Below are 26492 nucleotides of genomic sequence, written 5' to 3' on the forward strand. Positions count from 1 at the left end.
TTTCGAACAGGCAAGGATTATACATTTCTAGACAAGCGTCGGATACTTTCGGCGTTTTTTTGTTTATAATCGAACCGTTGCGTTTTCATGCCGTTGATTTCTCTGTGGAGGTGAAATGCGTTGATGAACCAGTCTGATCATGTCCATACCGAACATTCCATTGTATTAGTGGATGGGGTATGCCACTTTTGTCAGGGAGCAACCCGCTTCATTATCAAACGTGATCCTAAGGGAATATTCCATTTTGGTTCCCTGCAATCCGAGGTAGGGCAAGAACTTTTACGTGCAGGTGGACTGTCTACAGATCAACTGGATACACTCGTGCTGCTTGAAGACGGTACGTATTATACAAGGTCAACTGCAGCTTTACGGATTGCCAAACGCCTTCGTTTTCCATACCCGCTGGCCTATGTATTCATCTTGATTCCCCGCTTTGTGCGCAACGCAGCCTATAACTGGGTAGCGCGTAACCGATATCGTTGGTTTGGCAAGGATGAGGAGGATCAATGTCAGATCCCCCCACCAGAAATTAGGAAACGATTTTTTTAGTTGCTTTATTTATGTTTATTTTTACGACGATAATTACGAATCCGTAATATCACAGCTACCGCGATCAGTATGAGACCCGTAGCCGATACATACACGATATGGCGTACATTGGGTACGTTGACCGACAATTTTAGCTCGTTTGACTCTAATGGAGCAATGTCCCAATAGAGTGTTTTTCCATCATCCGACACACGGTCCGCATTGCTGGAAGCAGGCTGGATGGGCAGGGATAGGCTGAAGTTAAGATCCAGTTGCCGTTCTAGTAATTTGCGTGCAAACACATTCATTTGTTCTAATTTATCACTCAGGCCACGAGCTTCTTCAGGAAGCATCCGAGGCAAATCGAGCTTAAGCGTAAGATCCATATTGGTTGTGAAAAAATGCTGGCTCACTGCGCGATTTATTTCTAATCCCTCAGGCAGGTTTAAACCCTGATCGGGATTTTTTTGGTTTGTACCCCAATCCCCTTGATAATGCCCCTTTATTTGATATCCCTTTCTCCCTTGTTCCGATAGCGGCTGCACGTCTACATTATTGCTTTGCATACGTTGAACTAATCGATCGAGCAGCCCCGGATTGTCCAACATCATCAGTGTCTGGTTGTTTACACTGAACGTTGCATCCATATCTACACTTTGATCCAGATGAACATCTACATGAATGTCACCCCGAGCACAGGAAGTTAGGGCAAACAGACAACACACCAGCATAAAAATGAGCAGTATTTTTCGTAACTGTATTTGCCGACGTTTGTTCCAATTAGGGCTGTATCCTGTTGGGTCCATGACTTGCACCTTCTTTGTATGGTTTCTTTGGTATAACGACCGGATATCTTCTATATATTACACATTCGGCGAGCCAAAATCGAACGATATAAAAGAATAGTTAAGATTTATATTTCAAAAATGTTTCCCTAGGTAAAAACTTTAGTGTATACTCTAAAATATAGTATTGGTAAAAAATAATTGTCTCAAGGAAATAGTTTGTCCTAAAACAAATATTAAAAGGAGGATTTTAAAACATGAACAAGCAGTTTAAGAAGGCTTTGCCACAATGGGTAGCGACGGTTGGAGTGTTGTCTCTAGTTCTGGTTCTAGCGACTGCATGTACAGATGCCAAGAAGACAGAACAGGGAGCTACGAAAGAGGCGGGACAGAAAATAAAGGCTACGACTACCATCGGTATGATCTCAGACATTGTCGGGAAGGTCGGCGGTGTTCATGTGGAGGTCACGGGAATTATGAAGTCAGGCGTTGACCCACATTTGTACAAGGCGTCTCAGGGAGATATGCGTAAGCTGGATGAAGCCGACATCATTTTTTATAACGGGTTGCATCTGGAAGGGAAAATGCAGGACATTCTGGAGAAAATCAGCAAGCAAAAGCCTGTTATACCCGTGTCCAAAAACATTGCCCAAAATCAATTGCGTGCAGCTAGCCCAGAAATGGGATCTGAGTATGATCCACATATCTGGTTTGATGTACAAAACTGGATGTCTGCGGTAGAAACCGTCAGAGATGAATTGTCGGCACTTGATGCTGCTCATGCGGAGGATTATAAGGCCAATGCCGAAGCTTATCTCGCTGAGCTACGAAAACTGGACGATTACACGAGAGAGCAGATTACCAGTATACCGAAGGCTCAGCGCGTACTTGTCACGGCACATGATGCATTTGGCTATTTCGGAGACGCTTACCAGATTCAAGTAAGAGGCCTTCAAGGCATGAGTACAGAGTCAGAGGCAGGCTCACAAGATGTGACCAAGCTGAGAGATTATCTGGTGGAGCATAAAATTAAAGCCATATTTGTAGAATCGAGTGTTCCGAGAAAGGCCATAGATGCGGTTATTCAAGGTGCAGCTCAGCAAAGTCATACCATACAGGTTGGCGGCGAGCTGTATTCGGATGCTATGGGTGAAGAGGGGACAGAAGATGGAACGTATATTGGAATGGTCAAGCATAACGTGAATACGATCGTTAGAGCTCTTAAATAAGGAGGCGTAGACACATGGGACATTCACCACTTGTTGTTCGTGATTTATCGGTAGCCTATCAAAAAAAGCCCGTTTTGTTCGATGTCTCCTTTGAGGTGCCGGAAGGTAAGCTGATTGGTATTATCGGCCCCAACGGGGCTGGCAAATCTACACTGATCAAGGCCGTGCTTGGGCTGATTCCAAAGCTCAGGGGCGAGGTGCTGGTCTACGGCAAGCCCTATAAGCAACAGCTGCTCAAGGTTGGATATGTACCGCAGCGGGAGTCGGTGGATTGGGATTTTCCGACGAATGCTCTAGATGTGGTTATGATGGGACGTTACGGCAGACTGGGCTGGTTTAAACGTCCGGGAGCAGCAGATCGTCAGGCTGCGATGGAGAGTTTGGACAAGGTTGGAATGAGCAAATTTGCAGACAGGCAGATTAGTCAATTGTCAGGCGGGCAGCAGCAACGCGTTTTTTTGGCGAGAGCGCTTGCGCAGGACGCTCAGCTTTATTTTATGGATGAACCGTTTGTCGGTGTGGACGCTGCAACAGAAAAAGCTATCATTTCATTGCTTAACGATCTGAAACAGCAGGGGAAAACCGTGCTTGTCGTTCATCATGATTTATCTACGGTCACGGATTATTTTGACCAGGTTATGCTGTTGAACGGGCATCTGATGGCATTTGGAGAGACCGCAGATATTTTTACCGAGGGAAATCTGCAACGTACGTATGGCGGGCGTCTGAGTATACTCAAAACAGGTTCGGAATCCGGCACGATACTCGGAGTGAGGTGAGCAGTATGACAAGCTTGGCAGCGCTTTTGGCAGACCCGAACATGCAATGGATTTTGCTTGGATGTATTTTACTCGGTTTAAGCAGCGGGGTGATTGGCAGTTTTATGTATTTGCGTAAGCAATCACTTATGGGAGATGCTTTGGCACATGCGGCTTTGCCGGGGGTATGTGTGGCTTTTATGATCACAGGTACAAAATCCATGTTTGGATTTATGATTGGAGCAGCCATTGCAGGGATTGTTGCTACCTTTGCCATCAGTGCGCTAACCCGGTATTCGCGAATTAAAAGTGATTCAGCGATTGCAGCGGTGCTGTCGGTATTTTTTGGCTTCGGCATTATGTTGTTGACCGAAATTCAGCATAGTGGCGCAGGCAACCAAAGTGGGTTGGATAAATTTTTATTTGGCCAGGCTGCGGCAATGGTGTTGTCTGATGTCTATACGATGGCGGTAATTTCGGTGGTGCTCATTGGAATATGTTTATTATTTTTCAAGGAATTTAAGCTGCTCAGCTTTGATCCCGGCTTTGCCCGTGGACTTGGTTTTCCGGCAGGTCTACTGGATAAGTTATTAATGCTGTTGATTGTCATTGCGGTGGTGGCTGGCATTCAAGCTGTGGGCGTCATTATGATGGCTGCCCTGCTGATTACCCCGGCCGTGTCGGCAAGATACTGGACAGAGAAGCTGGGTGTTATGGTATGCCTGTCAGGCTTGTTTGGTGCTATAGCGGGTCTTGGTGGGACTGTTATTAGCTCTCTGGGACAAAATTTGCCTACAGGACCATTGTGCGTGTTGTGTGCGACTGTGGTATTTGGTGTAAGTCTGATCTTTGCGCCGCAGCGTGGAATGATTTCCAAGGCTATCGTTCGGTTGAACGCCAGAAAAAGTCTGGAGCAGGGAGTTGGAACACAGCCCAGGGAGGAGCGTGCCCTATGAGTTCATTTTATGTGATCCTGACGGGAATGTTAGTGGCAGGGGGATGTAGTATCGTCGGATGCTTTCTCGTGCTTCGGAAAATGGCTATGATCGGTGATGCCATCAGTCATGCGGTACTGCCTGGTATTGTCATTGCCTTTCTCATCAGCGGATCGAGGGATTCGGTGTGGATGATGTTTGGTGCGGCCGTGCTGGGGCTTCTAACGGTGTATCTGATTCAGCTATTCCAACAAAGCGGTCTGCAAAGTGATGCTGCCATTGGCGTGGTGTTTACAACATTGTTTGCTATCGGTGTTTTACTGATCAGTGTGTTTGCTTCCAATGCTCATCTGGATATGGACCACGTTTTGTATGGGGAAATTGCTTATGTCCCGTGGAATACGATAGAGATTGCTGGCTTCGATATAGGTCCAAGGGCTGTGTGGATTACGGGCGCAATGTTTTTGATCAATCTGCTCATGGTAGGGGGCTTTTTCAAGCAATTTAAAGTCACTTCCTTTGATCCCGCATTGGCAGCTTCATTGGGCATTCCAGTTGTTTTTTTTCATTATCTGCTAATGAGTCTCGTATCACTAACGACAGTGGCGTCATTTGAGAGTGTGGGTGCAATTCTAGTGGTTGGCATGCTTGTTGTACCGCCTCTTACCGCTTATTTGCTGACGGAGAAGCTGTCCCGTATGATTGCATACAGCGTGGGAGTTGGAGCCATTAGCTCGATCGTAGGCTTTTATACAGCAACTGTATTAGATGCTTCTATTGCGGCATGTATGCTGTGTGTATCGGGTGTGTTGCTGCTTTTGGCTTTTCTATTTTCCCCGTCTCATGGTGTGGTATGGCGAAAGTTATTTCAACAACGGGGAATTGTTGGCGAAAATAGCAAGTGAGTCTCGTAGGAAGTGATCCTATATGAATTACTCAAAATAGCGTGCAGACGGGCATAAAGTGCCTGAATGCACGCTTTTTTAGGCTTATGCTAATCTGTGCGGCTTTTTTTGAGGCAAGCTTGTTGTGTCATCTTGAATTAACCGGGACACGGGAGTACATTCTTTACAATCACACAGAAGGATTCGGAACGAGCTGTTACGCTGCGGGGAGGAACGAAATTGGAGAGCTTCAAACGTAAATCACCAGAGGAGATACTGGATTCCATTAACAAATTGCATCGAGGCAGACTCAAAATATACATTGGTGCGGTCAGTGGCTCTGGCAAAACGTATCATATGCTGCAGGAGGGACAATCGCTGCAGCATGAAGGGATTGATGTTGTAATTTGTGCGGTATCGACTCTGCAACGGCGTGAGACCGTGGAACAGGTCGGCTCCCTAGAGCGAGTACCCAGTATTCATTGGATGAAGGATGGCGAGGAGCAAAAGGATCTGAATGTAGAAGCTTTAGTGGCACGAAATCCTGAGGTGGTGCTGGTAGATCATTTGGCACATCATAACCGAAAAGACGCCTCGTTTCCAACAAGGCTGGAGGATATTCGGTATTTGCTGGAGATGGGAATTAGCGTCATTACGACGGTCAATGTTTATGAACTCGAAGGGATCACGGAGTGGGTATATCAGCTGACTGGCTTTGAAGCGGAATATACGGTTCCGGTTGATACATTGGAGCTGGCGGATGAAATTCGTCTAATTGATGCCACCCCGGAGATGATTCTGGAACGGCTGGCGAAAGGTTATATGCATACGCCCAATCCAGAGATGTTTCACCGGGGAAATCTGGGTAAATTGCGTGAGCTCGCTCTGCGATTGGTGGCAGAGGATGTGAATGATTCGCTGGAACGGCACCGGGAGGAGCTAGGCTTGCACGGGGCGTCAGGAGCAGCAGAGCGTATTTTGGTGCCTGTCCAATATCATTGGAATGGGTCCATTTATGTACGTAGGGGAGAACAGGTGGCCAAGCGGTTGGGTGGAGATATGCTGGTGGTCTCTTTTGTCAGCTCGAAGCGCAAGCTGTCCAAGGAATCAGCAGCCTTCAAACGTTCCATTGAGCAGTTGGCCGACAAGATCGGATCGACATTTGAAGAAATCCCGCTCTTTTCCCGCAGAAGGCTGCCACGTCAACTTATCCATTATGCGGTGACTCACAATGTTACCCGAATTGTTATGGGGCATTCTCGGCAGACTCCGTGGCAGGAGCTGGTTAAAGGATCACTGGTGAACGGAATTTTAAAACGAATGAAAAATATGGATCTGCTGTTGATTGCAGACCGAGCCGAGCAGGAGGGCGAACGGATTTTGCCAACGATGAGACAGGAGGAAGGGGATACTGATCCGTATCATCGTTTGAGCGTTGAGGAAGTGCAGGCTGAGGAAGCCAAAATTCTGCGGGGCAAGCTCAAAGTATATATTGGTGCTGCTCCGGGGGTCGGTAAAACATACACCATGCTGAGAGAGGGAAATGATCTGCTGGAAAGCGGGATTGATGTGGTTATCGGATTGCTGGAAACGCACGGAAGAGCAGAAACACTAGCCCAGGTAGGATCTCTGGAGATGATTTCCCGTCAGTCTATCGAGCGTCATGGTGCACATTTGGAAGAGATGGACACTGAAGCCATTCTCAGGCGTAATCCTGAGGTAGTGCTAGTTGATGAGCTGGCACATACCAACGTTCCGGGAAGTCTGAGATCTAAGCGTTATGAGGATGTACTGGCCATTTTGGAACAAGGTATTTCTGTTATATCCACAATGAATGTGCAGCATCTGGAGAGCTTGAATGACGCAGTAGAACAAATTACTGGCATTCGGGTGAGAGAAACAGTTCCTGACCATATGATGCGTCTGGCCGATGAAGTACAGCTTGTTGATGTGGCTCCCAAATCGTTACAGCAACGTATGCGTGAGGGCAAAATTTACGCTCCTGCGAAGGTGGAGCAGGCACTTAGCCACTTTTTTAAGCTGGGTAATCTAATTGCGCTGCGTGAACTTGCTTTGCGGGAATTGGCAGATGATGTAGATGAGCGGCTGGAATCCTGGGATCGGCACGAGTCACTTCGGGGACCGTGGCGCAGGGAGGAAGTGATTTTTGTAGGCGTGACGCTAAGTGAAAATGCTGAAAGGTTGATTCGCCGCGGTTTTCGTATCGCATTTCGTTTGAAGGCTGTGTGGATTGTGACTTATGTCCATATCGGTGAGCGTATACCGGAGAGATTGAACCCTCGTCTGGAACAACTAAAGCTGCTGACCCACCGACTGGGGGGAACCTTTGAAATTCGGCTTGTTTCCAGCAAACGCGAGATTGCCGACATTTTGATTGCTCCAGTAGAAGGATATTCAGGTACGCAGCTCATCGTGGGACAGTCTTCCCGAAGTAGCTGTTGGGGGAAGACTGCGGTTGTGCCGAGGATTCTCCGTCAAGCACGTCATATGGATGTTCTTATCGTGGCGGATTATGATCCGGATATTAAGCTGGAGACAGATTATTAAAATGCCCAATCCATACATAAATAGTCATATGCTGGTTACCAGTTATTCACTGCTTCCATAGTATATTCTATCTCAAAGAAATGGAGGCGAGTTTGAATGTATAAACATCGTAAGCATGATTGTCATTTTCCAAAGCCAAAAAAACGTGTTTTTAAGAAAATCATTAAGGTGACTGTCATTAAGTTTAAACCAAAATTTAAACGTGATCACTGGAAACATGAAGACTTTGATAAGAAATGTCATTGCCGGAAACGTCGTCATCATCGCCATCATGACTGTCATCGTCGTCACCACAAATTCTACTAAGTTGAAGATCGTAGGAGGCGGGGCTAGACTGCCCGCCTTCTCCTAGTACCAGAATTCTAAGAAAATACTTGCGCAAAAAATACTTGCTCTAACACAGGTGCTATGCTATTCTACCAATAAATAGATTGCACGTGACGGAAGCACCGTTCACCAACCGTATGTACTTACGGATGGATGAACGGTGCTTTTTTGCGTTGTTATGCTGGGAAAGGGGATGAGCGTATTGGTTCCGGTAAAAGTGGTATTGGCCGTAGAAAGTCGGGATTATATTGAGCCTCTGCTGAATTATGTTCACGGAAGCGAGTACGCCAGAAGGCTCAGAATAACGGCTTTTTCGCAGCCGGAGGCATTTCATCAATACATGATGGAAACTAGCGGAATGAAAAGACCAGATGTGGTAGTAGGTGAAATGCCCTTTCTGAATCTATGGACAGCTCGGGAAGATGCGGATATTCCTTGTTTGGTATTGCATGAGGGAGAACAAGTAAGCGAATATGGGCAGCCTGTATTAAAATATCAGCCTTTATCTGAACTGGTCGGTATTATTTTGGAAACGGCGAGACAGAGGTCGAATGGTCGGAAAAGCGTAAACAGTCGGGAAGGTGGAATGATTATCGGCATGGTGGCAGCTTCAGGTGGATTGGGCAAGACAACGGCCGCGCTCAATATGTCCAAGCAGCTGGGGAATGAGGGATATTCGGTATTCTATTTGAATCTGGAAACGGTGGATTCAAGCTCGTTGTTCACTGGTTCAGACAGTTCTAGCGGAGTACAAGGAGAAGGAGAAGGAATGTCCAGACTGCTGTATGATCTCAAGTCGGAGAGAAATGAGGGCACTTCGTTATCTTTGGCTTCGTATTGTGTGCGTTGTCCTGAAATTCAGGCTGATACGTTTCAACCTGTCTATAATCGCAAGGAATTGACAGACATGACTTGTGATGAAGCGAAAGAGCTCATTCGAACGATTGCTGAAAGCGGGCAGTATGATGTAGTGATCGTAGATTGCGATTCTGAACATGGTGAGCGGGCTCAAGCCGTGCTTGAAGCTAGTCATAAGCTGATCTGGTTGCTGGCTGACGATTTAATGAGTATGCACAAGTGCGGATTATGGCTGGATGTTTTAGAAACTACACAGCCTGAAGGGCTTGAAGCCATGATATGCAAAACCAGCTTTGTGGTGAATCGCTACATGGGAACTATGATCAACTCGTTACCTCGTGACTTCATGGAACTGAACGGAGCGTTACCCTATATACCTTCATGGAAACAAATGCAGCATCGTGAGCTGCTGCTTAGTTCACCGATTTATCAGCGGGAAATTCGTCATTTGTGCCGCGAGCTGCTGGATATGGAGAGCACAGCACAGTCGACGGTTGCTTGGTCTTAAGGGGATGATGAACATGAATGAGGAACAATTTAAGGTATTGCGCGCGGATATTCGTAACGGGCTGGACGTAACGTCCTCGGTAAAGGATACAGATCTAGTACGGCATATCGAAAAGCGAATTTTACACGACGTAGAGCTGGCGAGCTTAACTTCCCGAGAAAAGCATGCACTTGTCCGCAAAATTTTCAACTCTTTCCGTGGGCTGGATGTGCTCCAGCCGTTGATTGACGACCCGACCGTAACGGAAATTATGATCAATAGTCATCGGGAAATCTTCGTGGAGCGGGCAGGTGAGGTGATTCAGGTGCCCGATCAATTCGAATCCCGCGAACGACTGGAGGATTTGATCCAGACGATTGTAGCCGGGGTGAACCGAATTGTGAATGAGGCTTCTCCCATTGTGGATGCCCGACTAAAGGACGGATCACGTGTAAATATCGTGCTGCCGCCAGTTGCTCTTAAGGGTCCGACGATGACCATACGGAAGTTTCCCGAGCGTCCCATGACGATGGATGATTTGATACGAATGGGTGCACTCAATATAGAAGCCGCCGCTATGCTCAAAGACTTGGTACGTAGCAAGTACAACATTTTTATAAGCGGCGGAACGGGCTCTGGTAAAACAACTTTTCTGAATGCATTATCCCAGTTCATCCCTTCGTCTGAACGGATTATTACGATTGAAGATTCGGCAGAGCTGCAAATTGTGACTGTCCCCAACCTGGTTTCCATGGAAACACGGAACGGGAACACCGAGGGGAAGGGAGAAATCACGATTCGTGATCTGATTCGTTCCTCCTTACGTATGCGGCCTAACCGCATTGTGGTGGGTGAGGTCAGAGGGAGTGAGGCGTTGGATATGCTGCAAGCGATGAACACGGGACATGATGGAAGCTTATCAACTGGGCACTCGAATAATATCCGCGATATGGTCAGCCGGCTGGAAACGATGGTACTCGGTGGGGCAGAGCTTCCGCTTGGAGTAGTACGGCAGCAGATTAGCTCGGCCATTGATATATTCGTTCATCTGTCACGGCTACGCGACAAATCCAGAAGGGTGCTGGAAATTAGCGAAGTGATTGGTTTTGAAAATGGTGAGGTGACGCTGAATCCCCTTTATCGCTTCCAGGAACACGGAGAAAGTAAAGGACAAATTGTAGGGGAACTGGAACGTTGTGGTGGGGGGCTACAACATACATTGAAGCTGCAAATGGCCGGGATCAAGCCGGAAATTTGGCACAAGGGAGGAGTATCGGCATGAGAACAGGAAAGGCGACTGCCAAGCAAGTGTCACGTGAGGTCCCTTCTCTGCCAGATTATACGGTGTATACATTATCGACTGCACAAAAAAGTATGTGCATTCTCTCTAGTGGAGTGTTGTTCGCGACGATCGGATATCTATTTTATCACCAATGGATATTATCGTTGCTGTGTGCTGCTGGAGCTGTGGTGATGCCTCGTTATTTTAGAAAGTTTTTGCTGCAACGACGTAGGTCTGCTTTAAGTATTCAATTTAAGCAGGCTTTATACTCGCTTTCGTCTTCTCTTTCAGCGGGAAGGTCGGTGGAGAATGGGTTTCGTGAGGCTGTAGAGGATTTGAGGTTGCTTAGTCCGGATGGAGATCACGATCTGATTTTTGAATTTAACATTATTACGGCCTGCCTCGAAATCGGACAGCCTGTAGAGGCTGCTTTGCAGGATTTGGCTCGTCGGGCTCAGATTGAGGATATTACGAATTTTGCGGACGTATTTGCGGCTTGCAAACGAACCGGAGGTGATCTGGTGGAAGTCGTACGACGGGCTTCAAGTGTCATTGGTGAGAAGCTGGAAATTCAGCAGGAGATCGGTGTAATGATTGCGCAGAAACGTTTTGAATCGAGGGTTATGTTTGCAGCGCCTTTTTTGTTTGTTTTGTTTATGACAGTGACCGCAGGAGACTACATGATGCCCTTATACAGCGGTACAGGTATGATTCTGTCAACCTTTTGCCTACTGGTGCTTGGTGGCTGTCTCGTGTGGATCAACCACATTATGAAGATTGAAGTGTAAGGAGTGATGGGTGTGGTGACGTTGGTTTGTCTGGTTATGCTGGTTCTGCAAGTGGGAGGTTGGGTGGTGCTGAACCAAATGTACACTGCTAAGTATGCACATTTTCGCCATATGAAGCTCGAAGGACTGCGGCTGCAAAAACTTTCGGTGCCTTTTGTACACATACTTCATGTTTCACGTGCCACTCATAGGTTGCCTTTGCTGATGTTCAAGCTACACCGTTCCATACAGAAGCTGTATGGTATGCGCAACAGCGGAGAAAAAACGATGCTTTTTCTGGCAGAAATGTTGGGGTACGGATATATGGTGGCTGCTGGTGGAGCTTTAATATCCATTATGATGGGCGGGGAAGCGACCGGACTGGTGCTTGGCTTGGGGCTCGGTGTTCTGGTGCCAGTAGCGCTGGTCAAGGATTTGCATGGGAAAGTACAGAAGCGGGATCAGCAAATCTTAATGGAATTGCCTGAATTATTGAGTAAAATGATGCTTTTGGTTGGTGCGGGAGAGACAGTACAACGGGCTTTGCTTCATTGTGTGGAGCGTAAAGGGGCGGATACGGTACACCCATTGTATCGGGAATTGCTGCAGACAGTGGGGGAATGGGAAAGTGGCTATTCCTTTCAACAGGCATTTGAACATCTGAGCAAACGTTGTGGTATTCAAGAAGTGACGATATTTACAACAACAGTTTTATTGAATATGAGGCGTGGCGGGAGCGATTTTGTAATGGCTTTACGTGAGTTATCTCAGACGTTATGGAGCAAGCGGACTTCGATTAGCCGTACAAGAGGGGAACAGGCTTCTTCAAAGTTAGTCTTCCCGATGGCACTAATTTTGCTAACGGTCATTGTGCTGGTGGGCGCTCCGGCTTTAATGATGATGAATATGTAGGAGGAATAAAATGATGATGACAATTGTAGCAGGTAGTATTCGTAAATTGCACAAGGATGAGGATGGTTTGGGGACGTTAGAAATGATCCTGATCATTGCGATTCTGATTGCGGTGGCGATTATTTTTAAAGATCAGATCAAGAAAATTGTAGAAGGGCTGTTGAAAAAGGCGGATAAAAAAAGTAACGATTTTATGGATTCATAATGCTGTGCAAATTGGTACAAAAAGAGGACGGAAGCTTCTCCTTGGAGACTTCCCTCGTCTTTCCCATTTTGCTGCTGGTTATTTTTATAATGTTATTCTTTTGCCTGTATATATATCAAAAATCTATATTGGTGCAGGTTGCCTCTACTGCTTCGGAAAGAGCCGCTTACAGTTGGGATAACAGCTTTAAGGACCCGCGTACGGGAGCATTTGCGCAAGGGCAACGGGATTCTCTCTATTGGCGCTTGAAGGATGACGTTATGTTAGGCGCCCTGTTTGGCTGGGCCGGAGCCAATAATCAGGAAAGTGTACAGGTACCAGGCGGCAATGAAGGAGGCTCGTTACCTGCTCAGAAGCTGTCCAATGCAGAAAATAGAATGCCTGCGGGTATGCATGGGCAGATGACATATGAGAACAGTATGATTCACCGTAAGGTGACCACAGAGCTAAATAAGATCGTGGAGGTACCTTTGTTGAATCAGTTTTTAGATCAGACAGATTTACAAGGAAAAATGAGCTCGGGTGTGGTGGAACCTGTGGAATGGATTCGTACAGTGGAGTTGGTCCGTTACTATGGTGCGAAGTTTATGGGTAGAGGCTCAGGTGAAAAGGTAGAACCGGCAATTGTAGGGAAAGTATTGATGCAATATGGGCAAAACGGTCAGTAAGGAGTAGTTAACGGGAATATAACTGGAAAGGAGGAAGCGGGTGTTTGGTAAGGGACGAAATACAAAGGACGGAGAATCAGGTGCTGTCACGGTATTCCTCATTCTGATTTTGGCGGTCATGTTCGGTTTTATTGCTGTATTTATTGATTACGCGAGAATTGCTGCGCTGCATGTGCAGACCGAACGGCTGACCCATGCAGCGGTACGGTCAGTGATGTCTGCTTATGATCCGGCATTACAACAGGAGTATGGTTTGTTTGCTTATGGTGAAGGCGGCGGCGAACAAATTATGGTCAAAGTGCTGAATGACAGTGCGCGGCGTACGGCGCGCGCGGAAACGCTACCGCTAATGAATATGAAGCTGGATTCCAGTTCACTGCAAATGGAAAGGGAGCTTGGTAAATATGCCATATTTAACGAGCAGATCCGTGAAGAGATGAAGTATAAAGCGCCTGTCGATTTTACGATGGAAGTGCTAGAAAAGCTAAAGCCGCTCTCTCAAAATATGAAGGAGGCTTCACACACGGTAGATTTGCTGAAACGGCTGCAAAAGCTGTATGACAGACGTGAGGCCAAACTGGATGACATGCTGGAGAAACAGCGTAAGGCAGGAGCTTATATGGAAGAGGTTCGCAAACGGATTATTAAACAGAGGGGGACATATATGCCTAATCAGTATATATGGGACCCACTTGAAGTTGTAGCCGACATTGCTGCTCAATATAAGCATTACGTACATGTATATGAGGACAACAAGAAGAGTGTGGATGACGTTAAAATCATGCAGATGGAGAAATATACAAGAAGGGCAAGGAAAGCACTGGATCGCCTGCGACAGGTCATGGTTCAGACTGGAGAGGAGCATGATAAGCTGCTTCTGCAAGCCAAGGAACCGTTAAATGAAGCCCGGCAGATTAATGAAGAAATGCGCAAAGTCATTGTTCAATATAAGCAGAGGGCGGCCAATGCAGGCTATGACGAGGTTTCTGCAGCCCCCACCCCAAGCGGAGCAGGCTCCAACGCTGATCCGTCTGTAGGAAGTGCCCGGCAAAGGGCAGAGGATTTGTTGGTTCCGAGCAATGAATTTGAGCAATGGGAAGCAGGAATCGAAAAGCAAAGGATCGCAATAAATACTGCTAACAATAGAATAACGAGCATGATGCGTACGCTGTCTTTCTATACAGATCCATTTTTGAATGCAGACATGCTCAAGCAAGAAGTTGCTTCAACGCTCAAGGAGATAGATAAATACTTAAATGCATATGCTTGGGCGGGACCCGCCAATGTACTCGACGGTGAGGCCAGAACGATGGATACGCGACGCGGCCCTGACAAAGAGCGCAAAAAAATGGAAAGAGAGGCAAAAAACAAGCTCAAGCAAGCTTATCGGATCATTGAGGTTCTTTCTAAAGGTAAACAAAGTGCTGAGCAATTCCGAGTAGTGGAGCAGTATTACAATGAAAGTATTTCGTTCAATCAGTCTTCATCCAGTCCATCTGTATCCGCTGATTTGTCCTATGACACCTATGATGCAACGGGGGCTTCCATGGATAGTATGGATGGTCTATACGAGGCGGCATCTAACTTACTGATTCAACTGGGAGACGAGTTTTACCAGAATGAGTACGCGCTTTCTTACTTCCATCATGTGGATTTCAGCCGTTTTGGCAGTTTGGCCGGATCAGGTGGAAATGTGGGTAATGCTGCACAGATTTTAGGGGACCAGCTGGAGGTGAATAATCAAGAAGTTGAGTACATCTTGTATGGGTTTCATAATCCGACGGGTAATCTGGCAGCTGCCTATGGGGAGATTTTTGCTATGAGGCTTGCCATTCGAACGATGGAGGGACTGGTCAAAAACAGTTCAAAGGGTAACCCGTTGGTCGTTTTGGCGGCAGCTTTGTTATATGGAGTAGAGAAGGCGATTGAAGATATGATCATGCTGGCGCAAAAAGGGGATGTTCCTTTGTCTGATTTTCTGAAATTTCGAATGACTTACAAGGATCATTTGCGATTGTTCCTGATGCTCCATAGCAATAATGAACGAAAAATGTCCCGTATGCTTGCTCTGATCCGCCTGAATACAGATGTCAATCCAGCTGAGCGACGGACGTATGCGAAGGGTGAGGTCAAGAATGGGATGAGGCTGTGGTTTCTACCTGGAGTAATGAAAATGCTCGGAACCGCCTCCAAAGAAGGCGAGAGTATTAAGGGAAGTGTGTACTATGTCACGAAAACAGCGCATTTTTCCTATTAATCAGTATCTACGGCAGGCTTGTGGACTGAAGCAGCGTGAACAAGGAAGTATTGTTTTAGAAGCGTCACTGGTGTTGCCATTGTTTTTGTTTTTTATTATTTTTCTCATTTATATGGTCCAAATGACACTGGTCTCCACAGCCTTGCAGACTACCGCTTCAGAAACGGTTAAGCAGGTTTCGGCTAAAATCTACCCGGTGTCTCTAGCCGTGGAGACGGCGTCCGCTAAAATAGATGCAGTCCGCAAACCGCTAGATGAACTTCCTAAGTTATCTGTGAGTGAATATGCAAGCCAATTCGCTGCCCAACTGCCACCTCCAATCGGCGACTGGGTAGAAAACGCTGTTCAAGGCGGTCAAAAGCCGCTGGAGGAGCTGCGGGGACGCTTGACGGAGGCTGCACTTGATCCTGTTCTGAAGCCGATGCTAAAGCCTTTTATGGAGAAAAGTATTCTGGAGTATGACCGTATTCATATAACGAGCGTACATGTACCCTCTCTTACAGAAACTAAGGACCCTTATTTTAGAGTAGAGCTATCGTATGAACTACCGATGAAAGTCCCCTTTTTGTATCGCAACATTGTGCTCCAAGCGGCGGCTGAGGAACGTCTTTGGATTGGTGATACAGGAGAGGGAGCAGGTACAGGTGATGAAACAGGGGATAAGGATGCGCAGCATTCCATACAGTTGCTTGTCAAGCCTGAGCCTGCTGTGAAGGGTGTATACAATTTGATCAAGGCCAAGGTTGAACCTGGGATGAATGCTACCCTTTCTGTACTTTATAAGTCAGGTGAAAGCACAGCTCAGCACTTGGGCTGGACCTCAGCCAATGCAGATGGGATTGTTGAATGGAACTGGTTTGTAGGAACAAACACAACACCAGGTCAATGGAGCTTTGTAATTGAAACGGAGGATGGCCGACGTATTGAGGTTCCGTTTTCTGTGCAGAAGACAACTGATGGATAGGCTAGATATAGACTTATAGAGATAACTACAATGAAAAATGATTTGGCAGGCCTGCTAATTTTCATTGTTATGAAGGGGGAAGACCGCATTGACATGGATGTATATTGTGTGTGGAGTTCTGCTGGCGATCGCGCTAGTGACAGATTTACGAAGCATGAAAATCCCTAATAAGCTTACATTGCCCGGTATAGCGGTGGGTTTGCTGTTCAATACTCTGTTCGGAGGCTGGCATGGTTTTTTATTTGCTATTGCTGGTCTTGGCACCGGCTTTGGATTCATGCTGATTTTGTACTGGATGGGAGCAATTGGTGCAGGAGATGTAAAGCTGTTTGGCTTAATTGGAGCATGGACAGGTGCAGCTTTTGCGTGGCAATCGGCTCTATATTCGATTTTTTTTGCAGGCATTATTGGTATAGGGATTTTGCTATGGAGGAGGGAAACCATCATGAGATTACGACGCGTGGCGTTTAATTTAGGAGGATTTTTCCTATTTCGCAGCGGCAAAGCGCTGACTAGTGGGAGAGAAGCGCACCTCAGGTTTCCCTTTATGACGGCAGTCATTCCAGGAGCGGTCAGCGCTTATCTTTACTTCTTGTCATGACGTGTCCGCTTGGGGAGATCATGCTACCTCAGGGGATAAGAATTGTTAAGGAGGTCATGAATTGTTTGGTTTAAGCAGGGATTTTGCTCGCAATGGCGGGACGTTTATGATTCTAAACAAGGAAGGCGGGCTCAAAACCGATGATTTAAATTCTGTACAGACCCGAATGATGACTGGTAATCGGATTCCCGGTCTGCTGGAACTTAGAATAAAAGAAGTCGATTTTCAGATCGAGTTACATTACGATATTTCGGGGCAACGTATGCTTTCCCAAGTATGGAAAGGTGGGAATGTGTCGACTTCTGATTTCTACCTGATTCTTTTTGAAGTGGTAGATGCTCTTCATCGTAGCCCACAATATATGTTAAATATCCGCCAGTTTATTTTGCACGAAGATTACATTTTTATAAGCGGTTCAGGCACAAGGAAGAACGTTAGTTTAACCTATGTTCCTTTGTGTAGTGTACAGTATACGCAACAAACCGGTAGCTATTTTAAGCAGATGGTTATTCGTTTGATGACTCGTGTGGCTCACCTTCAGGGAGAATCTATACAGCGCATACTTGATCTATGCGATAGAAATGAATTTGAGTTGAGCGCGTTGAAGGAACTACTATTACAAGGGATGGCGACTGGTGAACAGAGCATCAGCGGTCAGGCTGAAGGTAGATCATCTGTTCATTCCTCTCATACCATACAGGATAACGATACAGATCGTGGCGGAAGAACGCACGGCCAAGAACATCGGGAGACTCTGCAGGAAATTCAGGAGCTTAAGCGAGTCAATCGACTCAAGCAGTCCGCAAAATCAGAGGAGAATGTCGAGGTAGGAGCCGACAACGAAATGGAAAATGAAGAGGTGGAGCCTAAATCACAAAAATATAAAACATACATTGCTCTCGGATGTCTGCTCGCCTCGGCCATTGTTTGGCGTTATATTTATTTGGATCATCCAGAGACGGTTCCCTTGCTTATTTCGATTGTGCTAACTTTAGTGCTTGTCGCTGTTACTTATATAAGCTGGACGGGGAAATTAGAGCGCAATCGAGCTTTATCTCCTTTTTATAGCGAGGCAGTACCTGTACTGGATTCGGAATGGTTAGGAGCTGCTTCTCCAGCACAGCGAAAAAATGACCGTTATCAGGTAGATAAGCTAACTGGGTTTGTAGCGGGACGCCATCATCATGACAAGCAATCATCCGATTCAAGTGATCAAGGACAGGAAAGCTGGCGTTGGACTTTTCCAGACTCAGAATCTAAAAGCATGGAAAGCCGAACGACGGAGGATGGAGGGAAAGTAAGTACAAATTATGACTTGCACGAGCATTCGAGGAAAGGTGCCATGCGGGGAAATGAATTGGACGACAGCGATACTAGCGAGGCTTATTATAAGTCCTTGTCCGGGGTAACGGAGCTACTCAATACTATATCCAAGCAGGAAACCGTGCTGCTTCGTCCGGATCAAGAGATACCGAGTCCAACTGTTCAGCACTCGCCGATTGCTTGTTTGGATCGTAAGTTATCTGGGAGTGGAGAAACCGAGCGCATACGGTTGCAGCCAGACCAATTCGTTGGAGGTAGCTTTATCATCGGAAGAGATCCGCAATTGGTCCAGTTTGTAGAGCATACCGATGGAGTTTCCCGTTCTCATATTGAGCTTTGTATAGTTACAGGAGGACAAAGCCATATCATTAAAGATTTATCCTCGACGAACGGAACAGTGCTGAATGGAGAGCCTATGGTGCCTTATAAGGAGTATACTATGAAGGATGGAGATACTTTTAAAATCGCTGGAGTCTCTTATATTTATCGATTGGACTCTTTTAAATCCTCTAATGCATCTTGAGTAAACGTTAAATGGATATATGTTAAGAAGAGGCCTGTTATATTCTGGGCTTCTTTTTTATAACTAGAAGACCATTCATAGGCCTAAAACAAGACAACTCAAAGATCTCAAGTTTAATTGATAGATTATGTCTAAATCAAAAATGAACCCTAAGCTGGTAGAGATACAAAGATATTATCTATCATCCATAGAGTTCATTTTTTAATTCAACGCTACTTGTGAGAAGAATGGAGTTCCTCTAGCGCTTCCTTCAGTGAAGAATACTTAAACTTAAATCCGTGCTCCAGCGCTTTACGCGGTATTACCTTTTGACCGTCTAATACAAGCGTGCTCATCTCACCCAATAGCTTTTGGACTAGAAAGCCAGGAACGGGAAACCAGTGCGGACGAAGATATACCTTAGCTACTGTTTTCCCAAATTGGTCGTTCGTCATGGGGTGTGGTGATGAAGCGTTCACTGCCCCGGAAATCTCTGGTGTATGAATGCAGTACGAGATCAGACGAACGATATCGGCAATATGAATCCAACTTATCCATTGATGGCCGCTACCTATTTTTCCGCCGAATCCGAAGACGTAAGGCATCTTCATGAGTGGAAATGCTCCTTTTTTTCTATCCAGCACTAGGCTGATGCGTAACTTAATTAGACGGGCATCGGCAGGGTAGGCGTTGGTAGCTTCCTCCCATTGCTCAACCACCTGAGACAGAAAATCATTCGAACGGCGCGGACTTTTTTCGTCAAATGTTTCGGTCAGGGAGGTACCATAGGCGGCAACAGCCGAAGCCTGAATGATAACTTCCGGTTTTTTTTGCAGAGCATTCAATGCTTGAGCCAACCGGGCAACGGACAGCAGTCGTGATTGAAGAATTCTTTGTTTGGACTTGTCCGTCCAGCGCTGATTCAGCGTTTCACCTGCTAAATTAATGACCGCATCTGTACCTTCCAGTAATTCAGGCTTTTGTTTTAATTCGTTCCAGCTCATATACTGCAAGCGAGGGCTCGCTTCATGTCCAACCAGCGGCTTGCGGGTAATGACTTTCACGGTATATCCGTCATCTAGCAGACTTTTGACCAGTGCACTCCCCACCAATCCAGTTCCTCCGCATACGATGATATTCATGGAGTTATTCTCCTTCCAATTCAAAAAATGTTTCTGTTATAAAATATAACCCTTTCTGATACAAAAGCTTCATATTGAATGTATCTGGTGTACGCAAAAGAAAGTCCATTCATGCTTTAATCTACCTACATTTCAATAACATATATTCTGATGTGCGCTATGTCTGTAGGTTCCCTTAGGGAGTCACCTAAAAAAGTTGCCATAAACGCTATGTTGTTTGATTTCAATAATCACGTTAAAATGAATAAATTAAAATAAGACAAGCATAACAGGATAGGGGGATGAATCAAAATCATGCTGAAAATTGGTTCTCATGTGTCTTTCTCGGACAAGGGTCTGCTCAGCGCTACAAAAGAAGCGTCTTCTTACGGGTCCAGCTCGTTTATGATATACACGGGGGCACCGCAAAACACGCGCCGTAAGCCGATGGAGTCCATGTATTTAGAGGAAGGCAAGCAGCTAATGGCGGAAAAGGGAATGGAAGATATCGTGGTGCATGCTCCGTATATCATCAATCTCGGCTCCTACAAAGAAAATACCTATGAGCTTGCGGTCAGCTTTCTTCAGGAGGAAATTCGGCGCACACATGCGATTGGTGTGAAAAATATCGTGCTGCATCCGGGGGCTTTTACAGATAAAGATGCAGAGTACGGAATTAGGCGAATTGCCGATGGTTTGAACGAGGTACTGAACGGTGTGAAGGAGACAGATGTCAACATTGCACTTGAAACGATGGCTGGCAAAGGCACAGAAATGGGTCGTAGCTTTGAGGAAATTGCCTCCATTATAGATAAAGTAGAGCGCAACGAGCGTCTGACGGTTTGTATGGACACCTGTCACATTCATGATGCGGGTTATGACATTGTCAATGATTTGGACGGTGTACTGGAGCAGTTTGACCGTATTGTCGGCTTGAATCGCATCCAAGTTGTTCACATAAATGACAGCAAAAACCCGGTTGGCGCTCATAAAGACCGCCATACTCCGATTGGATCAGGCTGGATTGGTTATCAGACTATTCATAATGTGGTACATCATGAAGCACTTCAAGGACGTCCGTTTATTTTGGAGACACCGTGGATTGGAAAAGAAGCCAAAACTCAACGACCAATGTATGAAGTTGAGATTGCTTTGCTTCGTGGTAATGTAAAGGAACGCTTTGGAGATGAGTTTTTGGGTCAGGTGGAGCAGCTGCATTCGTTTTTCAAAAAACAGGATGTGGATGTCCGTAAATTTGTACTGGACACCTGGACTCTGCTGAAAAATGATGCCAAAGCAAGAAAAGCAGACCCACGTGAGCCGCTGGAGCGTCTGTATGACATGATAACGGAAGCAGGACTGTTTCCAGAGATGAGCGAAGAACACATTAATCAACGGTTGATTGCCTGTTTTGCCGGTAGTCATCTGCCAGTGACGGTATAAGATAAGGGGGACTAATAGCCACATGGAACTTCACGTAAAACATCAGCCAAACAGCACTGTATCTACACATGAAAACCGTGCGCGCATGCTTGTATCTTGTCCAGATGGGCCAGGTATTGTAGCGACTGTGTCCCGCTTTTTGTACGAGCATGGGGCCAATATCGTTCAATCTGACCAATATACAATGGACCCGTCCGGCGGTATGTTTTTTATGCGGATTGAATTCGATCTGCCAAATTTGAGTGCAGCTCAGTCGCAATTGGAGCAGGACTTTGTCGCTGTTGCTGAGCAATTCCGTATGGAGTGGACGATTTCTGCGGTCAGCCGCAAGAAAAAACTAGCTATTTTCGTTTCCAAAGAAGATCACTGTCTGGTAGAACTGCTGTGGCAATGGCAGGCAGGCGATCTGGATGCGGATATTGCATTGGTGGTTAGTAATCATCCGGATATGAAGGAGTATGTGGAATCCTTTGGCATTCCATATCACCATATCCCGGTGACAGCCGATACGAAGCCAGAGGCAGAGCGCCGTCAGCTAGAGGTCATTGGCGAAGAGATTGATGTGATCATTTTGGCTAGGTATATGCAGATTATTTCGCCTAAGTTTATTGAGCATTATCGCAACCGGATTATCAATATCCATCATTCCTTTCTACCTGCATTCGTGGGTGGCAAGCCGTATGCCCAAGCTTATAATCGTGGTGTGAAAATTATTGGTGCTACTGCGCATTATGTAACCGAGGAATTGGACGGTGGTCCGATCATTGAGCAGGACGTACAGCGGGTAAGCCACGGAGATGATGTAAATGAGCTAAAACGGATCGGTCGTACTATTGAACGGGTCGTGTTGGCAAGAGCCGTGAAGTGGCATACTGAGGATCGTATACTGGTTCATGAGAACAAAACGGTCGTTTTTAATTGAACTTAAAAATTTCAAATTGATGAACTTGCGAGTATACCTTTTGGATTAAACAAAGCCCAGTGCATAATGGGCTTTGTTTTTTTGTTTGGGGTATTTGCATTATTTCTGGGCCCTATATAAATTTTTTTACGATTTCATTATTTTTTAAATGATGTTAATACATAACGGGTATATTGATATGAGGGCTGTACAATATTTCGACCATTTCGACAATCATCTTTACAAACAATCTGGCAAACTTCCACGGCAAATGGTACAATACTTATGAGTGTATAAGTCATATTGAAACATTCAAGCAGATTCACTCACTTCAATAGTCTCTGTTTCTATATGAGACGGTGATTTTGAAGAGTATGACCGAATGCAATTGACATACTTCATACAATATGAGGAGGCAAACCATGACTGACCAGAATCAAGCGATTCAAAAGGATGAAAACTCCACTATCGACAATTTGTCCATCACAACAATTCGTACGTTGGCAATTGATGCCATCGAGAAAGCAAATTCAGGACACCCTGGTATGCCGATGGGCTCCGCGCCAATGGGCTACCAACTTTTTGCTAAAACAATGAACCATAACCCAGATCGCCCAACATGGGTGAACCGTGACCGTTTTGTACTGTCTGCAGGACACGGTTCCATGTTGCTTTACAGCCTTCTGCACCTGAGCGGATATGATCTGCCTATGGAAGAGCTGAAGCAATTCCGTCAATGGGGCAGCCTTACACCGGGTCACCCTGAGTTTGGACACACTGCAGGTGTAGATGCTACAACTGGACCTCTGGGACAAGGTTTAGCAATGTCCGTAGGTATGGCTATGGCAGAAGCACAACTGGGTGCAACATATAATAAAGACGAATTTAAAGTTGTGGATCACTTCACATATGCTATTTGTGGCGATGGCGATCTAATGGAAGGTATTTCCCACGAAGCTGCTTCGCTGGCTGGTCGCCTTCAACTGGGTAAGCTGATCGTATTGTTTGATTCCAATGATATTACACTGGATGGCAAGCTTAATCTGTCTTCTTCCGAGAGTGTTGCCAAACGCTTTGAAGCTTACAACTGGCAAGTGCTGCGCGTAGAAGATGGTAATGATCTTCCAGCGATCCAAAAAGCAATTGAAGAAGCACAAGCCGACTCGACTCGTCCTACGTTGATTGAAGTAAAAACAGTCATCGGTTACGGAAGCCCGAACAAACAAGGTAAAGGCGGACACGGCGGTACTCATGGTTCCCCGCTGGGAGCAGAAGAAGCTAAACTGACTAAAGAATTCTACAAATGGGTATACGAAGAGGATTTCCACGTACCACAAGAGGTTCGCGAGCACTTTGCTAAAGTAAAAGAGCGTGGTATCGCTGCTAATAAAGCATGGGATGAACAATTTGCGAAATACAAAGCGGCTCACCCTGATTTGGCAGCTCAGTTCGAAACAGCTGTAAACGGCGATCTTCCAGAAGGTTGGGATCGTGATCTTCCGAAATACTCCACAGAAGACAAAGCAGTTTCAACTCGTGTAGCTTCTGGTAATGCATTGAACGGATTGGCTCCAAACGTTCCTTTCCTGACAGGCGGATCTGCTGACCTGGAAAGCTCCACAATGACACACTTGAACAACCTGACGAACTTTACGCCAGAAGACTACGCTGGCCGTAATATTTACTTCGGTATTCGCGAGTTTGGTATGGCTGCTGCAATGAACGGTATGGCGTTGCACCAAGGTGTAAAAGTATTTGGCGGTACATTCTTCGTATTTACAGATTATCTGCGTCCGGCCGTTCGTCTGGCAGCTCTGATGGGATTGCCTGTAACCTACGTTCTGACTCACGACAGTATTGCTGTTGGTGAAGATGGTCCAACTCATGAGCCGATTGAACAATTGGCTTCTCTGCGTATTATTCCGAACCTGACGGTCATTCGTCCGGCTGACGGTAATGAAACTTCTGCTGCTTGGGCTTACACGCTGGAAAACAAGAAAAACCCGGTTGCACTGGTATTGACTCGTCAAAACCTGCCAATCCTGGCTGCTACTGCTGAGCATGCACGTGAAGGTATCAAACGCGGTGCTTATGTGGTTGCAGATGCAGCAGACGGCAAACCGGTTGCTCAAATTCTGGCTACAGGCTCCGAAGTACAACTGGCTGTTAAAGCACAGGAAGCACTGGCTGAACAAGGTATTCAAGTACGCGTTATCAGCTTCCCAAGCTGGGATCTGTTCGAAAAACAAGACAAAGCTTACAAAGATTCCGTTCTGCTGCCTGAAGTTAAAGCTCGTTTGGCTGTAGAAATGGCGTATCCACTGGGATGGGAAAAATATGTTGGCGACCAAGGCGACATTCTTGGTATCAGCACATTTGGCGCATCCGCTCCTGGTGACCGCGTAATTAAGGAATACGGCTTTACAGTAGAGAACGTTGTAAGCCGTGTAAAAGCTTTGTTGAAATAAAACACTGGAGCATCAGCAATTAGGAAGAGTTTGTCCATAAAGCAATGATCGTGTATTGCTGACAAACGACCTACCTGATCGTGGCAATCCATGTATTACAAACAGTCGTAACCTGAGTAAGGCTTACGGCTGTTTGTTTCATACATTTGTATTTTCGAAAAAATGACTTTTGGATTATCAGTCTATAGAGTACGCAGATACAGTGTGTATTTTCATACTGAAACTGGAATCCAAATTATGTTATGATGCACCATATTCATTCACCATTGAGAGCAGATGAGGGGATAACGAATGACACAGTTCGATGGAGTAAGCGTAATTAAAAAAGCAAATGTTTATTATGATGGTCAGGTTACAAGTCGTACAGTTATCTTGGGTGACGGCAGTAAGGTAACACTGGGGATTATGTTGCCGGGAACGTACGAGTTCGGGACGGATTCCCGTGAGATCATGGAGATTTTGGCAGGGGACCTGAGAGTGTTGCTTCCAGGTACCGAGGAATGGCTGGAAATACAAGGTACATCAACCTTTCATGTGCCTGCAAAGTCTTCCTTCAAGCTGGAAGTACGAAGTGTAACGGATTATTGCTGTTCTTATCCGGAATAATTAACTGAAAAGGGTAAGAGCACTCAAGCTACAAGCCAAGTGTTCTTACCCTAAAGCTGTGTCATAAGTACAAATGCACAGCAGAATGGTTACAAAGAAAAGTCCAGCTTACTCAAGAGGCTGACCACCAATGGTGCGGCCAATCCATGCTTCGTATGTCTTTACGACGGCAGATAGATCCTCATCGCCGTAGCCTTGTGTTTGTCCGGCTTGAAACAAGCTTTTGGCAATGGACAACATAGGCGTAGGGATGGACAGGCTGTCTGTTAGTGAGGCAGCGAGCTTCAAATCCTTGAGCATCAGAGCAAGTGAGAACTGGTTGCTAAAATCATGCTCGATGATTTTGCGCCCTTTCAGGTCAGCGGCCTTGCTACCTGCCGATCCGAGCTGTACCAATTCTAGGAAGCTGTCTGCTGGAATGCCGGATTTAGCCGCAATAGCAAAGCCTTCAGCCAGAGCGAGGTTATTTATACCGACCATCGTATTGTGAGCAAGCTTGGCTACGGCCCCGCTACCGTTTGGTCCCATATGGAGCACTTTTTTGCCCAAGGTATCAAAAACATCTGATTGTGCCGCAATCGCTTCTGCGTGACCGCCGACCATGAACACGAGTGTTCCATCAACAGCGGCAGGCTTGCTGCCTGTTACAGGTGCGTCAATGAAGGAGCAGCCCAGCTTGTCCGCCTCAGCGGCCAGTTGTTTAACTAACTCAGGTGAAATCGTGCTGTTGTCCATCACGGTCATGCCAGCCGTAAGACCAGCAAACACGCCGTCCTGACCGTAATAGACGTCACGTATTGATTGATCATCGCTGACCATGGTAATGACCAGGTGCTGCCCTTCGGCCGCTTCGCGAGGGGTTGAAGCTGTACGTGCGCCTTGCTCTATCAAGGGTTCGCAGCGCGAAGCGGTACGATTATAAACTGTGACTCCGAATCCCTGCTTTAGCAGATTGGATGCCATCGGGGCGCCCATGGTGCCCAGTCCGATAAATCCGATGTTTTTCATTGCTAATCACCTTTCTTGTTGGAAGTTGCCGTCCGATGCAGATGCGAGTTCGGCTTGAATTGAATATTGAAACAGATTGATCTCAGTTCATTGTAGCATGGGCAT

At 46.1% G+C, this 26492-nt stretch carries 23 protein-coding genes; 20 read left to right on the plus strand and 3 right to left on the minus strand.

The window, feature by feature from the left end; genetic code table 11:
• Positions 1-123 precede the first annotated feature (123 nt).
• Positions 124-549 carry a thiol-disulfide oxidoreductase DCC family protein gene (locus PPM_RS06440; RefSeq protein ID WP_014599553.1) on the plus strand — a complete coding sequence of 142 codons (426 nt, stop codon included), beginning with the start codon at positions 124-126 and terminating at the stop codon, positions 547-549.
• Between the two features lie 5 nt (positions 550-554).
• Here the strand turns inward: PPM_RS06440 and PPM_RS06445 are convergent, their stop codons facing one another.
• Positions 555-1334, minus strand: a complete 780-nt coding sequence (locus tag PPM_RS06445; protein ID WP_013369951.1) for a DUF3153 domain-containing protein — start codon at positions 1332-1334, stop codon at positions 555-557.
• A 236-nt stretch (positions 1335-1570) separates the two neighbouring features.
• Between PPM_RS06445 and PPM_RS06450 the strand changes: the two genes are divergently transcribed.
• The 15 genes from PPM_RS06450 to PPM_RS06525 all read left to right on the plus strand — a co-directional run bounded on the left by PPM_RS06450 (position 1571) and on the right by PPM_RS06525 (position 18861).
• Positions 1571-2542 (plus strand): metal ABC transporter solute-binding protein, Zn/Mn family, encoded by a 972-nt coding sequence (locus PPM_RS06450; protein WP_013369952.1) that lies wholly within the window; start codon positions 1571-1573, stop codon positions 2540-2542.
• Between the two features lie 14 nt (positions 2543-2556).
• On the plus strand, positions 2557-3321 hold the full coding sequence (locus tag PPM_RS06455) for a metal ABC transporter ATP-binding protein (RefSeq protein ID WP_013369953.1): 765 nt from the start codon (positions 2557-2559) through the stop codon (positions 3319-3321).
• A gap of 5 nt (positions 3322-3326) precedes the next feature.
• On the plus strand, positions 3327-4256 hold the full coding sequence (locus PPM_RS06460) for a metal ABC transporter permease (protein WP_013369954.1): 930 nt from the start codon (positions 3327-3329) through the stop codon (positions 4254-4256).
• Positions 4253-5140: a metal ABC transporter permease gene (locus PPM_RS06465; RefSeq protein WP_013369955.1), complete on the plus strand. Its 888-nt coding sequence runs from the start codon at positions 4253-4255 to the stop codon at positions 5138-5140. Before PPM_RS06460 ends, PPM_RS06465 begins: the two co-directional genes overlap by 4 nt.
• A gap of 219 nt (positions 5141-5359) precedes the next feature.
• On the plus strand, positions 5360-7687 hold the full coding sequence (locus PPM_RS06470) for a histidine kinase (protein ID WP_013369956.1): 2328 nt from the start codon (positions 5360-5362) through the stop codon (positions 7685-7687).
• Between the two features lie 520 nt (positions 7688-8207).
• Positions 8208-9380, plus strand: a complete 1173-nt coding sequence (locus PPM_RS06480) for an AAA family ATPase (RefSeq protein ID WP_014599554.1) — start codon at positions 8208-8210, stop codon at positions 9378-9380.
• A 13-nt stretch (positions 9381-9393) separates the two neighbouring features.
• On the plus strand, positions 9394-10641 hold the full coding sequence (locus tag PPM_RS06485) for a CpaF family protein (RefSeq protein WP_013369960.1): 1248 nt from the start codon (positions 9394-9396) through the stop codon (positions 10639-10641).
• Positions 10638-11429 (plus strand): type II secretion system F family protein, encoded by a 792-nt coding sequence (locus PPM_RS06490; RefSeq protein WP_013369961.1) that lies wholly within the window; start codon positions 10638-10640, stop codon positions 11427-11429. Before PPM_RS06485 ends, PPM_RS06490 begins: the two co-directional genes overlap by 4 nt.
• Before the next feature lie 6 nt (positions 11430-11435).
• Positions 11436-12320 (plus strand): type II secretion system F family protein, encoded by an 885-nt coding sequence (locus PPM_RS06495; protein WP_080567854.1) that lies wholly within the window; start codon positions 11436-11438, stop codon positions 12318-12320.
• A gap of 10 nt (positions 12321-12330) precedes the next feature.
• Positions 12331-12525, plus strand: coding sequence for a Flp1 family type IVb pilin (locus PPM_RS06500; RefSeq protein WP_013369963.1), 195 nt, complete (start codon positions 12331-12333; stop codon positions 12523-12525).
• Positions 12525-13193: a TadE family protein gene (locus tag PPM_RS06505; protein ID WP_013369964.1), complete on the plus strand. Its 669-nt coding sequence runs from the start codon at positions 12525-12527 to the stop codon at positions 13191-13193. The genes PPM_RS06500 and PPM_RS06505 overlap by 1 nt, the downstream gene beginning before the upstream one ends.
• A gap of 40 nt (positions 13194-13233) precedes the next feature.
• Positions 13234-15450: a DUF5702 domain-containing protein gene (locus tag PPM_RS06510; RefSeq protein WP_013369965.1), complete on the plus strand. Its 2217-nt coding sequence runs from the start codon at positions 13234-13236 to the stop codon at positions 15448-15450.
• Positions 15419-16414: a pilus assembly protein gene (locus tag PPM_RS06515; protein ID WP_013369966.1), complete on the plus strand. Its 996-nt coding sequence runs from the start codon at positions 15419-15421 to the stop codon at positions 16412-16414. The genes PPM_RS06510 and PPM_RS06515 overlap by 32 nt, the downstream gene beginning before the upstream one ends.
• Positions 16415-16502: 88 nt before the next feature.
• Positions 16503-17015 carry an A24 family peptidase gene (locus tag PPM_RS06520; protein WP_013369967.1) on the plus strand — a complete coding sequence of 171 codons (513 nt, stop codon included), beginning with the start codon at positions 16503-16505 and terminating at the stop codon, positions 17013-17015.
• 61 nt (positions 17016-17076) lie between these two features.
• A complete protein-coding gene (locus tag PPM_RS06525; RefSeq protein WP_013369968.1) occupies positions 17077-18861 on the plus strand; it encodes a DUF6382 domain-containing protein in 1785 nt (594 codons plus the stop codon).
• A 212-nt stretch (positions 18862-19073) separates the two neighbouring features.
• Here the strand turns inward: PPM_RS06525 and PPM_RS06530 are convergent, their stop codons facing one another.
• The gene (locus tag PPM_RS06530) at positions 19074-19982 is read right to left on the minus strand and encodes a TIGR01777 family oxidoreductase (protein ID WP_013369969.1); all 909 of its coding nucleotides are present in this window, start codon (positions 19980-19982) and stop codon (positions 19074-19076) included.
• A 294-nt stretch (positions 19983-20276) separates the two neighbouring features.
• Between PPM_RS06530 and PPM_RS06535 the strand changes: the two genes are divergently transcribed.
• From PPM_RS06535 to PPM_RS06550, 4 genes are all read left to right on the plus strand, one after another.
• Positions 20277-21404, plus strand: a complete 1128-nt coding sequence (locus tag PPM_RS06535; RefSeq protein ID WP_013369970.1) for a deoxyribonuclease IV — start codon at positions 20277-20279, stop codon at positions 21402-21404.
• Between the two features lie 22 nt (positions 21405-21426).
• Complete coding sequence (gene purU / locus PPM_RS06540) at positions 21427-22326, plus strand: formyltetrahydrofolate deformylase (protein ID WP_013369971.1); 900 nt, start codon at positions 21427-21429, stop codon at positions 22324-22326.
• A 401-nt stretch (positions 22327-22727) separates the two neighbouring features.
• Positions 22728-24773, plus strand: coding sequence for a transketolase (gene tkt / locus PPM_RS06545; RefSeq protein ID WP_013369972.1), 2046 nt, complete (start codon positions 22728-22730; stop codon positions 24771-24773).
• 291 nt (positions 24774-25064) lie between these two features.
• Positions 25065-25379 (plus strand): pyrimidine/purine nucleoside phosphorylase, encoded by a 315-nt coding sequence (locus tag PPM_RS06550; RefSeq protein ID WP_013369973.1) that lies wholly within the window; start codon positions 25065-25067, stop codon positions 25377-25379.
• Between the two features lie 108 nt (positions 25380-25487).
• Here the strand turns inward: PPM_RS06550 and PPM_RS06555 are convergent, their stop codons facing one another.
• A complete protein-coding gene (locus PPM_RS06555) occupies positions 25488-26387 on the minus strand; it encodes an NAD(P)-dependent oxidoreductase (RefSeq protein ID WP_013369974.1) in 900 nt (299 codons plus the stop codon).
• Positions 26388-26492: the final 105 nt, after the last annotated feature.

Origin of the sequence: Paenibacillus polymyxa M1 (genome assembly GCF_000237325.1) — a bacterium.
Taxonomy (GTDB): domain Bacteria; phylum Bacillota; class Bacilli; order Paenibacillales; family Paenibacillaceae; genus Paenibacillus; species Paenibacillus polymyxa_C.

Excerpts from the sequence above, each read along its gene's own strand:
- PPM_RS06440 (WP_014599553.1), top strand. The coding sequence starts at position 124 with ATGAACCAGTCTGATCATGTCCATACCGAACATTCCATTGTATTAGTG.
- PPM_RS06445 (WP_013369951.1), bottom strand. The coding sequence starts at position 1,334 with ATGGACCCAACAGGATACAGCCCTAATTGGAACAAACGTCGGCAAATA.
- PPM_RS06450 (WP_013369952.1), top strand. The coding sequence starts at position 1,571 with ATGAACAAGCAGTTTAAGAAGGCTTTGCCACAATGGGTAGCGACGGTT.
- PPM_RS06455 (WP_013369953.1), top strand. The coding sequence starts at position 2,557 with ATGGGACATTCACCACTTGTTGTTCGTGATTTATCGGTAGCCTATCAA.
- PPM_RS06460 (WP_013369954.1), top strand. The coding sequence starts at position 3,327 with ATGACAAGCTTGGCAGCGCTTTTGGCAGACCCGAACATGCAATGGATT.
- PPM_RS06465 (WP_013369955.1), top strand. The coding sequence starts at position 4,253 with ATGAGTTCATTTTATGTGATCCTGACGGGAATGTTAGTGGCAGGGGGA.
- PPM_RS06480 (WP_014599554.1), top strand. The coding sequence starts at position 8,208 with ATGAGCGTATTGGTTCCGGTAAAAGTGGTATTGGCCGTAGAAAGTCGG.
- PPM_RS06485 (WP_013369960.1), top strand. The coding sequence starts at position 9,394 with ATGAATGAGGAACAATTTAAGGTATTGCGCGCGGATATTCGTAACGGG.
- PPM_RS06490 (WP_013369961.1), top strand. The coding sequence starts at position 10,638 with ATGAGAACAGGAAAGGCGACTGCCAAGCAAGTGTCACGTGAGGTCCCT.
- PPM_RS06495 (WP_080567854.1), top strand. The coding sequence starts at position 11,436 with ATGGGTGTGGTGACGTTGGTTTGTCTGGTTATGCTGGTTCTGCAAGTG.
- PPM_RS06500 (WP_013369963.1), top strand. The coding sequence starts at position 12,331 with ATGATGATGACAATTGTAGCAGGTAGTATTCGTAAATTGCACAAGGAT.
- PPM_RS06505 (WP_013369964.1), top strand. The coding sequence starts at position 12,525 with ATGCTGTGCAAATTGGTACAAAAAGAGGACGGAAGCTTCTCCTTGGAG.
- PPM_RS06515 (WP_013369966.1), top strand. The coding sequence starts at position 15,419 with ATGTCACGAAAACAGCGCATTTTTCCTATTAATCAGTATCTACGGCAG.
- PPM_RS06530 (WP_013369969.1), bottom strand. The coding sequence starts at position 19,982 with ATGAATATCATCGTATGCGGAGGAACTGGATTGGTGGGGAGTGCACTG.
- PPM_RS06535 (WP_013369970.1), top strand. The coding sequence starts at position 20,277 with ATGCTGAAAATTGGTTCTCATGTGTCTTTCTCGGACAAGGGTCTGCTC.
- purU (WP_013369971.1), top strand. The coding sequence starts at position 21,427 with ATGGAACTTCACGTAAAACATCAGCCAAACAGCACTGTATCTACACAT.
- tkt (WP_013369972.1), top strand. The coding sequence starts at position 22,728 with ATGACTGACCAGAATCAAGCGATTCAAAAGGATGAAAACTCCACTATC.
- PPM_RS06550 (WP_013369973.1), top strand. The coding sequence starts at position 25,065 with ATGACACAGTTCGATGGAGTAAGCGTAATTAAAAAAGCAAATGTTTAT.
- PPM_RS06555 (WP_013369974.1), bottom strand. The coding sequence starts at position 26,387 with ATGAAAAACATCGGATTTATCGGACTGGGCACCATGGGCGCCCCGATG.